This is a genomic window from Algoriphagus sp. AK58 (assembly GCF_014324365.1).
In the GTDB taxonomy this organism is placed as follows: Bacteria; Bacteroidota; Bacteroidia; order Cytophagales; family Cyclobacteriaceae; genus Algoriphagus.
Map to the genome: position 1 here is coordinate 161,149 of NZ_QEIG01000014.1, position 13,958 is coordinate 175,106.

The window sequence follows — 13,958 nt, forward strand, 5'->3', positions numbered from 1 at the left end:
TTTGGAATGTTACTTTTGACAAAAGTATACCATGAGCAGACCTGATTTTGACGATATTTTTATGGAGTTAGCCGTGAATTTGGCTAAACGATCGCATTGCATCAAAAAACACGTGGGTGCAGTATTGACTAAGGATACCCGTATCATCTCTATTGGTTATAATGGACCTCCGGCAGGAACTCACAATTGCGATGTGGAATTTCCTGAACATGGATGTGCAAGAGATTCCAAAGGGAGCTGCTCTTTGGCTTTGCATGCAGAGCAAAATGCCATTCTTTATGCAGTGAAAAATAATACCTCCGTGGAAGGCTCCACGCTCTATGTCACCTTGGCACCTTGTCTTGCTTGTGCAAGAATTATTTTCTCGATGGGAATTTCAAAAGTGGTGTACCTTTTTTCTTATGCCGAGTACAAAGGGATTGGATCTGATGAAGGTGTGGACTTTCTGAAAAAATTTGGGGTTTCGGTGGATCGTTACTCCAAAAATCTGGAGGTGCATGATCCACTGATTTAGATAAAATTCACTTCCGGATTCAATTCGATTCCAAATTTAGTTCGTACAGAGGCTTGGACTTGTTCGGATAGGCTTTTGATTTCCTCACCGGTTCCTTTTCCATAGTTGACTAGCACAAGTGCCTGCTTAGCATGCACCCCAACGTCACCTAAGCGCTTGCCTTTCCATCCCGCCTGTTCGATCAACCAACCGGCTGGAACTTTCACTCCTCCTTCTCCGGGATATCCGGGAAGGTTGGGGAAATCCAACTTTAATTTTTCAAACTGTCCGGCAGGAATGGTGGGGTTTTTAAAAAATGAACCTGCATTTCCTATTTCCTTTGGATCAGGCAATTTGGACTGCCTGATTTGGATCACCGCCTCGCTAACATCACGGATACTCAATTCCTCTATGCCTTTCTCTCGAAGAACATCCTGTATAGCTCCGTATTCTACATGAAAGTGAGGTGTTTTGGACAATCTGAATCTGACTGAGGTGATGATGTATTGGTCTTTCAATTCATGCTTGAAAACACTTTCACGGTAACCAAACTTACAGGCTGCTGAATCAAATGTTTCCATCTCCAGCGTTTCTTTGTTTAGTGCAGTGAGACTGTGAAATACTTCTTTGATTTCAACTCCATAGGCTCCGATATTTTGCATAGGGGAGGCTCCGACTGTTCCGGGTATTAGGGACAAATTTTCTAGGCCTGCCCAGTTTTTTTCCAAAGCATACATGACCCAATCATGCCAGATTTCCCCTGCGCCAACTTCTACCACAAGGTGGTTTTCATCCTCCAATAGAACCTGAATTCCTTTTAACTCAACTTTAATGACCAAGCCCTGAAAATCTTTAGTAAGGAGAATATTGCTTCCTCCGCCGAGAATTAATATAGAATGATTCTTGCTCTTTGCCCAAGAAAGCGCTTCTTTCAACTCCTCAACTGAGCTTGATTTAGTGAAAAATTGGGCTTTTTTATCGATTCCAAAGGTATTAAACGGTTTCAGGGAAATGTTTTCTTGTATCTTCATGGGCCAAGACTTGTGCTGCGAAGTAAACAAGATTTTGTGCTATTGTGAAATGGATCAACAGATCTCTTACCCCTTTACATGAAAGAAATTCAAATCAACGGAGTCCGGGTACGTCCCGGTCAGTCAGTGAATATTGAATTGCCGATCGCTAAACTTCCCACCCATACGGTGATCGATCTGCCCATTTTTATCAGATCCTCCAAAAATGAAGGGCCTGTGGTATTGATCAGCGGTGGAGTCCATGGGGATGAAATCAACGGTGTGGTAACAGCAAAAAAAATCCTTGAGGAATTTGATCAACGTTTGGAGTTGGAAAGAGGGATGCTGATTATCATTCCGTTGGTTAATATTTATGGATTTCTATCCAACAGCAGGACTTTTCCTGATGGCCGGGATTTAAATCGGAGTTTTCCCGGCAGTAAAAAAGGTTCATTGGCCTCCCGCATTGCATTTATACTGAGTGAAGAGGTCATTCCACTCATTGATTTTGGGATTGATTTTCACACAGGCGGCAGGATGCTCTCCAATCACCCGCAGATTCGTGTCGATTTTAAGGATAAGGTAGGACTTGAATTAGCGAAAGCTTTTGGGACTCATTACGTGGTTCATTCCAAGCATATTGAAAAGTCTTTTCGAAAAACAGCCTATAAAAGCCGTAAGCATCTTTTGGTCTACGAAGGGGGAGAATCTATGCGCCTAGATCAATATGCCATTGAGGAAGGAATTGTAGGTACCAAGCGCCTACTTCATCATTTGGAAATGATCAATGCACCTCAACTGCCTCAAAACACCATCATTCTAAAGGATAGCGAATGGACTAGGGCTAAAGCTTCAGGAATTTTTTCCTGCTCGGTTAAACTGGGGGATTTTGTGCGAAAGGGAGAGGTGATCGCTCATGTTTCGGATCCTTATGGGCAGGTGATTGTCCCTGTAAAAGCGGGAACCAACGGACATGTCATCGGCCTCAATAACAATCCTGTCATCAACGTAGGAGATGCTTTGATTCATTTGGGAAAAGAATAGATCTTCTCTACGAATTGAATCATCATAAAAAAGCACCGAATCACTTCGGTGCCTTTCAATTTTTGAATTGGGTTCAGATTAGCTGAAATATGCCCTTAAGCCTTCGAGCTTCTCCACCAGTTGAGCTTCTACCTTTCGGTAGTCCTTTGGGTCTACCAGAGGAGTATTTACCGAGAAATAGTATTTGATCTTGGGTTCGGTACCTGAGGGACGGGCGGATATTTTGCTACCGTCAGCAAGATAGAACTGCATCACATTAGACTTGTCCATATCCAGTTTTTCTACTTGGCCTGATTTCACATGGGTGACGGTCGAATTTTTCACATCCACGATTTTGACCACCTCTGAACCATTCATGTCTTTTGGTGGATTAGTGCGGAAGTCTGCCATCAGTTTTTGGATCTGTTCGGCTCCGTCTTTTCCTTTTTTGGTCACAGAGATCAGAGACTCCTTATAGAAACCAAATTGGCTGTAGATTTCAGCTAAAACCTGAAATACGTTTTTGCCCTTTGTTTTGTAGTAGGCAATCACTTCTGCTACCATGGCACAGGCACTGACTCCGTCCTTATCCCGGACGAAATCACCCACCAGGTAACCATAAGATTCTTCACCGCCACCGATATACGTTTCTTTTCCTTCTAAGTCACGGATGATGGCTGCGATGTTTTTGAAACCGGTAAGAACATTGAAACACTTCACTCCGAAGCCTGTAGCGATTTCATTGATCAACTCGGTGGTCACGATGGTATTGACCATGAATTGTTTGCCATCGAGTTTCCCGGCTTCTTTCCATCGGGATAGCAAATAATAGGAGAGGAGTGTGCCGGTTTGGTTTCCGTTCAAAAGTTCAAATTCACCTTTTTCATTTGGCACCACTGCCGCATAGCGGTCTCCGTCAGGGTCACAGGCAAGGACCAATTCTGCACCTACCTTTTTCCCCAATTCAATAGAAAGCGTCAAGGCTTCAGCTTCCTCAGGATTGGGATAAATAACGGTTGGGAATGTGCCGTCTGGTTCGATCTGCTCTTTGACTACATGGATATTGTCAAATCCAAAGGCTTTTAATGCTGCCGGAACCATTTTGCCGGAAGCTCCATGGATCGGAGAGAAAACAATCGGCATGGATTTTTGGGCTTGGATTTCGGCTTTTGCCAAGCTTAGCCCCTTCACTTTTTCCAAGTAAATCGCATCGAAATCTTCTTCGATATAGTGAATTAGGTCGTCATTTTTATTCCAGTTGACCAGGTCGAAAGAAGTGATCTTTTGTACTTCCTTGATTATGTTGTTGTCGTGAGGAGCCACCACCTGTGCTCCGTCCTCCCAATATGCTTTGTAACCGTTGTATTCCTTGGGATTGTGGGATGCGGTGATCATCACACCGGATTTACATCCAAAATGCCGTACAGCGAAAGAAAGCATCGGAGTGGGACGCATCTCTCGGAAGTACATCACATGTATTCCGTTGGCAGTCAATACATCTGCTGTGGTCTTTGCAAACAGGGTATTGTTGATCCGGCTATCGTGAGTAATGGCGACTTTGATTTCTTGTCCTGGAAAGCATTGCAAGAGGTAATTTGCCAATCCTTGAGTAGCCATCCCTACGGTGTAGACATTCATTCGGTTAGTACCCACACCCATAAGGCCTCGTAGGCCTCCTGTACCGAATTCAAGGTCTTGGTAGAAGGAATCCACCAATTCGGTTGGGTTTTCAGCGATTAATTTTCGGATAGATGCCTTGGTTTCAGCATCTACATTGCCATCAAGCCAACTTTGGGCTTTGCTTAAGATTGCAGGGTCGATAGAACTCATTTTGGTTAAAAATTTCTGTGTGGTCTAAGTTATAGAAAATGTCAAAATATGCCATTCTACCTTGGAAAATGATCTTTGAAATAGTCTGAATATCCAAAGACAGGGAATTAAAAGGTTTTTGGTTTTTATTAGTTGAGATAAAACCTATTTTAGGAGATCAATTGCCCATAAAAATCACATGCTTTCCTCTTTAGCAGCAAAATTAACTTTTGCTTTAACCATATCTATCGTCCTTTTCATTCACTCAAATGCTGACAGGACTAAAAATAAATTGAGTCCTAAAGAGGCTAATTCTATTGATTTAATCCTTGAAAAAGGCTTTTCAACCGAAGAAAAAGGATTCAATGCTGAACACATCAAAGTCAGGGAGTCCACCACTGAATTGCACGTGCAGGTGGGAGAGAAATTATTTGTTTTTGGAAAATCCCGGGGAACACTTGACAAAGTTAAAATAGGGATGCATGTGCTGACATTTGCTCAAGTACCTGGCACCGAAGGAATGGACAGTGGATTTAAGACCGTTTCTTGGAAAAAACTTAAAGATGGTTCGATTCAAATCCAATCCGCCTATGTCCCTTGGCCAAGTACCTTGACCTGGACTGTGATGGGCTCAGGGCATTTAAAAATGGAGGCAAACGGAAATTTTGATCTGAAACCTGCGGCTTCGATTGGTTTGGGTTTTGACTTTCCCAATCAGGAATTAATGACTTTGGATTGGAATGCAAAAGGGCAGGTAAATGGAGTATGGAGCAATAACCAGGATGGTTCCGATAAATTTGATCCTTTTTTCCTTCCGGGTATCGAACGGGTTAATCTGAAGTTTGAAGCTGTTGCTTTGGCGATTCGTTCAGAAACCCCCAATTTGATTCTTAAAGTTGGGGATTTAAAAAACCAATCCTCCATACCCACCAAGTCTGACTTAAGCTTTTTGTTTGCAGGTCCAGAATCAAGCATTTCTCTGCTTTCTACTTTTGATGCTCCTTCGGGATTGCCTTCCGCAACATCTAGCAAGGATTTGACAGTCAGCCCAATGGTGTTGTGGTTTGATTTTCATTGATTTCAATAAACCCTAACCCCCTGCACTATGCGAAAATTTCTCTTTCTCCTAGTTGTGTTTACCAGTCATTGGACTTTTTCACAAACAGCCAGACTCAAGACTCCTTGGACTGATCAGGTCGATCCACAAGCTCCCCTCCCTGAATACCCGAGGCCTCAGTTGGTCCGCCCCAGTTGGCAAAATCTCAACGGTCAGTGGGACTTTGCCATTCTGCCAAAGGGAAGCCTTCCTGAAACTGGTTTTGCCGGTAAGATTACAGTTCCTTTTCCGGTAGAATCCTATTTGTCCGGAGTTCAGCAGACGGTGGGACCGGACAATGAGCTTTGGTATGAAAAATCATTTGATCTAAACTTGGACAGAAAAGGCAAGAGGGTGCTTCTTCATTTTGGTGCGGTGGATTGGGAAGCTGAAATTTGGGTAAATGGAGTTGCTGTGGGCAAGCATCAGGGTGGATATGATGCGTTTTCTTTTGATATCACGGATCAATTGGTAAAAGCAAAAACTCAAAAAATCCGTGTCAGAGTATGGGATCCCAGTGATTCAGGACCTCAGCCAAGAGGCAAGCAGGTTAAAGAACCAAAAGGCATCTGGTACACCCCTGTCATGGGAATATGGCAGACAGTGTGGGTAGAAACTGTTCCTGAAAGCTATGTTACCTCTGTTTTTTCCAATACAGATTGGGAAAATGGGGTACAGGTGTTTTATCCGGAAATTACAGGGGCAAAGCCTACACAAGAAGTGGAAGTTCTTGTCAAAGAAGGAACAACGGTCATTGGGTCCTTCAAAGGGAAAGTCAGTACACCTCTTCCAGTCAAATTGAACTCACCTAAAGCCTGGTCTCCAGATTCTCCGTTTTTATATGAGGTTTCGATAAGGCTAGTTGAGGGAAAAAAGCTGATCGAAGAAGTCAATTCTTATGCAGCCTACAGGGATATTCGGATGGCAAAAACTTCTGACGGGTTTCAGCGCCTTTTCTTGAATGGAAAGCCTCTTTTTCAATATGGTCCTTTGGATCAGGGTTGGTGGCCGGATGGATTGTATACCGCCCCAACTGACGAAGCCTTGCTCTTTGATATTGTGAAAACCCAAGAAATGGGCTTCAATATGATCCGAAAGCATGTGAAAGTAGAACCAGCCCGATGGTACCACCACGCAGATCGTTTGGGCATGCTGGTGTGGCAGGACATGCCAAGTGGAGATATGGGCAACCGTTGGGAAGTGCGTCCCGGTGTAATTCGCGAAGGAGTGGAAAAAGTGAGAACTGCCGAATCTGAAGCCATCTTCAAAACCGAATGGAAAGAAATCATCCATGAATTCAAGTTTTTTCCTTCCATCGTCGTGTGGGTGCCTTTCAATGAGGCTTGGGGCCAATTCAAAACCGGAGAAATTACCAAAATGACCCGTGAATTAGATCCGACACGTCTGATCAATTCAGCTTCTGGGGGAAACTTTGAAATGGAAGGCTCCACGGTGGTGGGAGATATTCTGGATTTGCATAATTATCCCGATCCGGTGATGCCTGATCCAAAGATTTTTGGAGAAAAATCCATTATGGTGTTGGGAGAATTTGGAGGGCTCGGATTACCTCTGGAGGGACATACTTGGCAACAAAAGGACAATTGGGGCTATCAGAGCTTTACTACTGCAGAAGAACTGAAGGCAAGATATTCGATTTTGATTGATGATTTGGCCAAGTATATCCCAAGAGGATTGGCTGCAGCTGTTTATACCCAGACGACGGATGTGGAAATAGAAACCAATGGACTCATAACTTATGATCGGCAAATCATCAAAATCGCAGTGGAAGAGCTGAGAAAAATGCATGAGAAGCTGTATAAGTAGATTTTAGACAAAAGACCCTAGAAATTAAATATAAGACACAAGATTCTAGAGGCTTTCAATCCTTCAACTTTTTCCAAAGTTTGGAACTTTGGAAAAGTTTTCCATTCGATGCCCTAGGTCTGCGGAAAAGAAAACAAGAAAAGCCGGGTTTTGCCCGGCTTTTCTCGTTCATTAAGATTTTTACTTCAGACTTTAAATTCTTGCGTCCAGCCTCTTGCTTCTAAAGTCTAACGTTTTGTGTCTAACTTCTAAAGTATGGCCTTACAAGTTACCTCTCAGTTCCTGTTCTCTTTCAATCGCTTCAAACAGGGCTTTGAAATTACCTTTGCCGAAAGAAGTCGCTCCTTTTCTTTGGATAATCTCGAAGAATAAGGTAGGCCTGTCCTGAACTGGTTTGGTGAAAATCTGAAGCAGGTAACCTTCTTCGTCCCGGTCTACCAGGATGTTGAGGTCTTTTAGTGGCTGAAGATCTTCGTCGATTTTTCCGACTCGGTCTAGCAGATCATCATAATAGGTCGCAGGCACTTCCAAAAACTCCACACCTCTTCGTCTCAACTCACTCACCGTGTGGATGATATTATCAGTAGCAATAGCCATGTGCTGAACTCCCGCTCCTCCGTAGAAATCCAAATACTCTTCAATCTGTGACTTTTTCTTTCCTTCTGCTGGTTCGTTGATTGGGAATTTGATATAGCCATTTCCGTTGGAAACCACCTTGGACATCAGGGCGGAGTATTCCGTGGAGATGTCTTTGTCATCGAAGGTGATCAAAAGCTTGAAGCCCATTACCTCTTCATAGAATTTCACCCATTTGTTCATTTCTCCCAAAGCCACATTGCCTACGCAGTGGTCAATGTATTTCAGACCTATTGGCGTGGCTTGATAGGTGCTTTTTCTTGGCTTGAAGCCTGGCAAGAACACGCCCTTGTAGTTCTTTCGCTCTACAAAGGTGTGGATGGTATCTCCATAGGTTTTGATGCTGGCAATTTTTACTTCTCCATTTTCGTCCTTCAAAACGGTAGGTTCACCGGCTGACACGGCACCACGGGAAGTAGTTTCTTTCCAGGATTTCTCCGCATCGTCTACCCAAAGAGCCAACACTTTTACCCCGTCACCATGCTTTAGAATATGTTGATTGATTGCATGCTCAGAAGAAAGAGGGGAAGTGAGGACCAATCGAATTTTGTCTTGCTTCAACACATAGGATGCACGGTCTTTCACACCGGTCTCGGGTCCGGAGTAAGCGATCAGTTCAAATCCGAAGGCATATTGATAGAAGAGAGCACTTTGCTTGGCATTGCCTACGTATAGCTCTACGTAATCCGTCCCGTTGATGGGGAGAAAGTCTTCAGTCATGGTAAGTTACGTTTGGGTTAAATTCAGAATTCAAAGGTAAAAACAAAGCCAAATATTATTTGGTTTCACGCCATCTTTTTTCGATGGTATGTGAAGGGATACGTTAAGGTTTAGGCGATCTTTTTCAGAAAAAAACCATTTTTTTTCTGCTAATGGTGACCTAACACTTCTTCATCACCTCTTTTTACTCCTGTGGATTCTTATTTGTCCAAAGGGAAATCCAAGCCATGATCAAAAACGCCAAAGCCCAAGTGCCAATACCGGGGAGAAATGCCAAACTAAAGAGGATAAGGTAATAGGGAACAGCCAATACAAATCCTATCAGAAACTTCCAGGTAGAGGTGAAAACCTCATCTTTCACCTTGGGCTGTATCCAAAGCCAAATCCAGTACAAAGGAAGATGAAAAATCTTCATCACTTTGTTGGTCAAGGAGCTGATGGGGTAAACCTTCGAGGTTATTTTTCCTGTACTTACATATTGATCTACTTCGGATTTGTCACTGACATCTACGCCTTGCACGAGTAATTCCTGTAATTTCTCCTCGTAGTTTTCATCAGGAATATCCACTACCAAAGACTTAAGCGCAGCTTCCACTTTTTTGGTCAACTTTCCGGATTGGGAGGGAGGCATGTCCACCGGAATGCATTTTCCAAAGGTGAGTCGAACTATACTTCCTGAGCGTTTGTGAGCGCTGAAGTCTATTCCTACAGGTAATATGACCGGCTTTGAGTCGGGATATTTTTCCAGTAGTCCAAAAGCCATTCTCGTAAATCCCTTGCTCAAAGGTCTTACATTACGCACTAGGCTATGACTGCCTTCGGCAAAAATGATCACACAACCGTTTTTCCTTAATACTTCATTCGTCTGCTCGAATGTTTGCTGATTTTGCTGGATGGTGGAAAATCCATCTCTGACCCGATAAACGGGAAGCATGCGGATAAAACGCAGGAGTTTGTCCGCAATCGGGTTTTTGAAAACCGAGGCGCGGGTCAAGAAATAGGGATTCAGCCGCGTATGGGTAGCCAACAAAAGGGGGTCAATCAAGGCATTTTGATGATTGGCAACCAAAATTACCGGACAATTTTTGGGTAAGTTCTCTTTTCCTTTGACAATGATTTTTTTGAAGTAACCATGCAGGGCCACTTTAACCAAAAGCCTTAAAATAGCGTTGACAAAATCCTTCATGAGCTTTTTTTCCAAATGCTGGCAATGGTCATCCCGGAAATCAAATGCCAAATACCCCACCAAGCGGTGATGATCGCCATTCCTCCCAGGCCCTCAAAATACGTGAAAATCAACACCAGCCCCAAGCCAGAATTTTGGATTCCCGTTTCGATGGTGAGCGTTTTTACATCAGGCAGTGGTAGATTTCCAAGTTTTCCGGTAATATATCCAGCAGACAAGGCGACAAAATTATGAGCCAAAACCCATAAAAAAATCATTCCAATGTAGGTTAAAAACAAGTCAAAGTTGCCGGCAAAGGCTAAAATGACAAAAGCTGCAAATATCAGGATGCTGAGAGGTTTAAGCAGCTTAGAGGCTCTATCTGCCCAAAAGGGTAGTCTCTGGCGTGTTAAGATTCCCAATATCAAGGGGATTCCCAAAATGATTCCCACCGTGAAAAAGACTTCACCGATGTCCAAGCTAATCTCTCGGAGCAACAGAGAAGTGGGTTCGTAAAGTCCTGCCCAAAGTGTGAAATTCAGAGGAGTGACCAAGATAGCAGCAAGAGTGGAAAAGGCTGTAAGACTGACAGATAGCGCAGTGTTTCCCTTGGCCAGGTTGGTTAGAAAATTAGAGACATTTCCTCCCGGGCAGGCTGCTACTAAAAACATTCCCAGTGCAACACTCGGAGGGGGCTGAATCCAATGAATTAAAATCCAAGTCAGAAATGGCAAGAAAAGAAACTGGGAAAAAACACCAAGAAAGAAGCTCTTGGGGTTTTTGACCAAATACCTGAAATCCTGCCACTTCAGATCCAAAGCGACCCCATACATGATAAGCGCTAGCGCTAAGTTGAGCAAGATTAAATCTCCCTGAGAAAAATTGAGCCGAATCGAATCTAAAGGATTGGGTGAAGTCATTGCCCGAAAATCACCCGAAATGAGGAAAAAACAAAATGCTCTTCGGTAAAACAGGTTCTTCGAAGTTGATTTGGGTATCTACATTAGATTAGGATTACAGGAAGATAGTTGGGAACTTGGAGTACCCTTGTCCATCGTCCGCATGATTAAGTTTCAGATTGTCCCCAAACTTCCAGCTATCGACCTCGAACAGACTCGGCAATATTATGAAGATCAACTTATGTTTATGACCCAAAGCCGTTATCCAGAGTACCTGATCATGTCCAAAGGACCGGCTGAAATCCACTTTTTCAGCTTTCCGGATCTGGATCCGCTCACCAATTATGCCATGATCTATATCCGAATCCTACAAGGAATCGAAGAGCTTTATCACGAGTATTTGGATAGAGGAGTAGCCATACACCCAAATGGTTCTTTAGAAGTAAAGAATTGGGGAGTAAAGGAATTTTCACTATTAGACCCCAATCACACACTGCTGACTTTTGGTCAGAGAATTTCTTAAGCTGATTATTTCGGTTCCACTTTTCCGATTCCACTTACCTCTTTCTTGGTCACATTAGGATTGCCGCTGTAGGTCACTTTGCCGATGCCATCTACTTTCATTGATAGATTTCCTTCGCAGTGCACGTCCATTTTTCCAATGCCCGAACTCACCAAATCCATATCTTGGGCAATGAGTTTCGAGGCCTCGATGCTGCCTATTCCTTCGTTTTTGATCGAAACACGGTCCGCTTTTCCTTTTAGTTCCATTTTCCCCACCAAATTGAGGTTAGCGTCCAACTGCTGGGCCTCAAATTCCAATTTCAAATTTCCCACTCCATCTCCATTGATTTTGACTTGATCCACGATAAATGAGCCGGTAGTCTGGATATTTCCCACCCCATCAAATTCAAATTCTTTCAGACTGGCTATGGATAGATCGACCCGAAGTTCCTTGTTGTCAAAAATGCTCGAATTGAATTCTTCCATCTCTAAAATCAACAGATCACCGTCCTGAGTGATTTTAAGGTGCTCTGCAAGTTCAGAACTCCCATCCATAGTAATACTTTCCTGATCTGATTGGGTGAGGTAAAGGTTAAATACGCCGTTGATACGGAGTCTGGATACTCCGTCAAGTTCACGCTCTTCGGAATAGCGATTATCGGAAGTGCCCTCTGAATTTCGGCAGGAGCCTACAGCAAGGCCTGTAAGTAGGAGAAGGAAAAATTTAGCTTTCATAGTTTGGTCGGTTTTTTTATTCAAAACAGATATAGAAATATCCGTGCTAATTATCAAACTGCAAGATTTTCAGGTATTTATTCTTTTTTATCTTGGAAAAATGTATCCAACCGAACACAAGTGTCCGATTTTAGATCAGTTGTTTTTTGGCAAATCCCTTTTTTCGCTTCTAATGAGGCATTTTTTAGCCTGGCATTTTTCTGGTTTTAGAACGCGAGATTTTAAACCAACTTATTATTTACTATGAAAAACAGCTTGCATTATGATGCAGTGTTCTTTTTGATCCTGCTCATGTCTTTGTTTTCCTGCGATTCGGAAAATGACTTTTCTCCAAACCAAAATGCTCTTTTAGGAGAATGGGTACCAGACGCCAACGAATTTATTGAAGTAAGGCTTGATGGGCGAAACGTAAGCCTAGAGGAATTGGGGGTTGAAGTTTTTGGCTTTTCCAATGAAATCGCCGAAGCCGAAGCGAAAGCGTACCTTGAAAGCACCATCCTTGGACCCGTGAATTGGAATAAGGAGAAAATACGCTTGTTTGAAGATGGATCTTTCCTGATTCAAAGATCCGGAGAAACTCAACTGGGTTCTTGGAAGATGCTGAATGACAACTCATCCTTCCAAATAATCTCAATCGAATACCCCAATCAGATTTTTGATTTTGAGGTGCAAAGCCTAAAGCCCGGTGAGCTGATTCTTGCCAAAAGGGTGGAGCTGAATTTTATTGGTCCTGAGTTGGGAACCTCAGATCTGGAATTGAAAGTCCGTATGGTTAGGTAAGCGATGTGTTCTGGATGTGCAATTGATCTGGTCAAGGCCGAGGGCTTTGCCGAATCACTCGTCGATATGATCAACAAAGGAGCGTTGTCCATGATGGTTTCCATAGGACATCAGACAGGTCTTTTTGATCAGATGTCCGAGCTGAAAAAATTTGACAGCAAAATGCTGGCGGAACATTCGGGTCTAAATGAACGCTACGTCAGGGAATGGCTGAAGGCTATGGCAGTAGGAAAAATTGTGGAGCTTGATCTGGAAACAGGAGAATACCTTCTACCAGATGAGCATGCCGCATTTTTGACCCGAAAACAAGGAAGCGACAACATCGCGTTGTATACACAGTACATTCCTGTGTTGGCTTCAGTAGAGCAAGAGGTCATTGATTGTTTTAAAAACGGGGGAGGAGTACCTTATTCATCTTACCCCAGATTTCATGAAGTGATGGCTGAAGATAGTGGACAAACTATTCTTGAGCCTCTCCTGGACAAAGTTATTCCATTGATTCCTGGCCTACATCAGAGGCTGAAGAGGGGTATCCGTGTCTTGGATATCGGATGTGGCAGGGGAAGGGCCATAATCAAACTTGCGGAGGTTTTTCCCAAATCTCAGTTTTTGGGAATTGATCTTTGCCATGAACCCCTGGAGAACGCCAGAAAAGAGGTTGGGGAAAAGCGTTTGACCAACATTCAGTTTGAACAGGCCGATTTGACCAGGTATCGGCCCAGCGGAAAATTTGATTTGATTACTGCTTTTGATGCCATTCACGATCAGGCCAGGCCGGATTTGGTTTTGGAAACAATTTTTGACAGCCTAAGTGAGGACGGAGATTTTCTGATGCAGGACATTGACGGATCTGAAGAGGTTCAAAACAATTTGGATCATCCCTTTTCTCCCTTGCTATACACCATTTCTACCATGCATTGTATGACAGTCTCCTTGGCACAGGGTGGTATGGGGCTAGGTACCCTTTGGGGAGTAGAACAGGCCACTAGGATGTTAAAATCTGCAGGATTTACCCAAATCAAAGAAAACAGGCTGGAACATGACCCGATGAACTGCTACTTTACCATCAAAAAGTAGCACGCAATACCAGTAAAGGGGAGATCGATAAAGTCTCCTCTTTCTTTTTGGGTTTAATGCATGATTTATATCATAAACACCCTAAAAAACCGCGAAAATGAATGCTTTTGACTCTGGGATTTCGTAAAATCAGGAAGATGTGGTTCAAATGGATCAAGTAAAACTCAACCCAATAAAACTTCCTTTT

The 13,958-nt window shown here is 43.2% G+C and carries 13 protein-coding genes; 7 read left to right on the top strand and 6 right to left on the bottom strand.

Features of this window, described 5'->3' with window-relative positions; all coding sequences use genetic code 11:
• Positions 1-31 precede the first annotated feature (31 nt).
• Positions 32-514 carry a dCMP deaminase family protein gene (locus tag DDT91_RS13890; protein WP_187176799.1) on the top strand — a complete coding sequence of 161 codons (483 nt, stop codon included), beginning with the start codon at positions 32-34 and terminating at the stop codon, positions 512-514.
• Here DDT91_RS13890 and murB read toward each other — a convergent pair.
• Complete coding sequence (gene murB, locus DDT91_RS13895) at positions 511-1,524, bottom strand: UDP-N-acetylmuramate dehydrogenase (RefSeq protein WP_187176800.1); 1,014 nt, start codon at positions 1,522-1,524, stop codon at positions 511-513. The two genes, DDT91_RS13890 and murB, sit on opposite strands and share 4 nt — an antisense overlap.
• Positions 1,525-1,602: 78 nt before the next feature.
• Here murB and DDT91_RS13900 point away from each other — a divergent pair, with 78 nt between their 5' ends.
• Positions 1,603-2,547, top strand: a complete 945-nt coding sequence (locus tag DDT91_RS13900; protein ID WP_187176801.1) for a succinylglutamate desuccinylase/aspartoacylase family protein — start codon at positions 1,603-1,605, stop codon at positions 2,545-2,547.
• A gap of 78 nt (positions 2,548-2,625) precedes the next feature.
• Here the strand turns inward: DDT91_RS13900 and DDT91_RS13905 are convergent, their stop codons facing one another.
• On the bottom strand, positions 2,626-4,356 hold the full coding sequence (locus DDT91_RS13905; protein WP_187176802.1) for a phospho-sugar mutase: 1,731 nt from the start codon (positions 4,354-4,356) through the stop codon (positions 2,626-2,628).
• A gap of 178 nt (positions 4,357-4,534) precedes the next feature.
• On the opposite strand from DDT91_RS13905, the gene DDT91_RS13910 reads away from it, so the two are divergent.
• Together DDT91_RS13910 and DDT91_RS13915 are read left to right on the top strand one after the other, a co-directional pair.
• Positions 4,535-5,413 (top strand): hypothetical protein, encoded by an 879-nt coding sequence (locus DDT91_RS13910; protein ID WP_187176803.1) that lies wholly within the window; start codon positions 4,535-4,537, stop codon positions 5,411-5,413.
• 27 nt (positions 5,414-5,440) lie between these two features.
• Complete coding sequence (locus DDT91_RS13915) at positions 5,441-7,255, top strand: glycoside hydrolase family 2 protein (protein ID WP_187176804.1); 1,815 nt, start codon at positions 5,441-5,443, stop codon at positions 7,253-7,255.
• A gap of 261 nt (positions 7,256-7,516) precedes the next feature.
• Here DDT91_RS13915 and hppD read toward each other — a convergent pair whose 3' ends face one another.
• From hppD to DDT91_RS13930, 3 genes are all read right to left on the bottom strand, one after another.
• Complete coding sequence (hppD, locus tag DDT91_RS13920) at positions 7,517-8,611, bottom strand: 4-hydroxyphenylpyruvate dioxygenase (RefSeq protein WP_187176805.1); 1,095 nt, start codon at positions 8,609-8,611, stop codon at positions 7,517-7,519.
• Positions 8,612-8,795: 184 nt separating this feature from the next.
• Positions 8,796-9,797: a 1-acyl-sn-glycerol-3-phosphate acyltransferase gene (locus DDT91_RS13925; RefSeq protein ID WP_187176806.1), complete on the bottom strand. Its 1,002-nt coding sequence runs from the start codon at positions 9,795-9,797 to the stop codon at positions 8,796-8,798.
• Positions 9,794-10,696 carry a bile acid:sodium symporter family protein gene (locus DDT91_RS13930; protein ID WP_187176807.1) on the bottom strand — a complete coding sequence of 301 codons (903 nt, stop codon included), beginning with the start codon at positions 10,694-10,696 and terminating at the stop codon, positions 9,794-9,796. The genes DDT91_RS13925 and DDT91_RS13930 overlap by 4 nt, the downstream gene beginning before the upstream one ends.
• Positions 10,697-10,766: 70 nt before the next feature.
• Here DDT91_RS13930 and DDT91_RS13935 point away from each other — a divergent pair, with 70 nt between their 5' ends.
• Positions 10,767-11,198: a VOC family protein gene (locus tag DDT91_RS13935; RefSeq protein ID WP_255502114.1), complete on the top strand. Its 432-nt coding sequence runs from the start codon at positions 10,767-10,769 to the stop codon at positions 11,196-11,198.
• A gap of 5 nt (positions 11,199-11,203) precedes the next feature.
• Here DDT91_RS13935 and DDT91_RS13940 read toward each other — a convergent pair whose 3' ends face one another.
• Positions 11,204-11,914, bottom strand: coding sequence for a head GIN domain-containing protein (locus tag DDT91_RS13940; RefSeq protein WP_187176808.1), 711 nt, complete (start codon positions 11,912-11,914; stop codon positions 11,204-11,206).
• Between the two features lie 243 nt (positions 11,915-12,157).
• Here DDT91_RS13940 and DDT91_RS13945 point away from each other — a divergent pair, with 243 nt between their 5' ends.
• Both DDT91_RS13945 and DDT91_RS13950 read left to right on the top strand, forming a co-directional pair.
• On the top strand, positions 12,158-12,694 hold the full coding sequence (locus DDT91_RS13945; RefSeq protein ID WP_187176809.1) for a hypothetical protein: 537 nt from the start codon (positions 12,158-12,160) through the stop codon (positions 12,692-12,694).
• A gap of 66 nt (positions 12,695-12,760) precedes the next feature.
• Positions 12,761-13,771, top strand: coding sequence for a class I SAM-dependent methyltransferase (locus DDT91_RS13950; RefSeq protein ID WP_255502115.1), 1,011 nt, complete (start codon positions 12,761-12,763; stop codon positions 13,769-13,771).
• Positions 13,772-13,958: the final 187 nt, after the last annotated feature.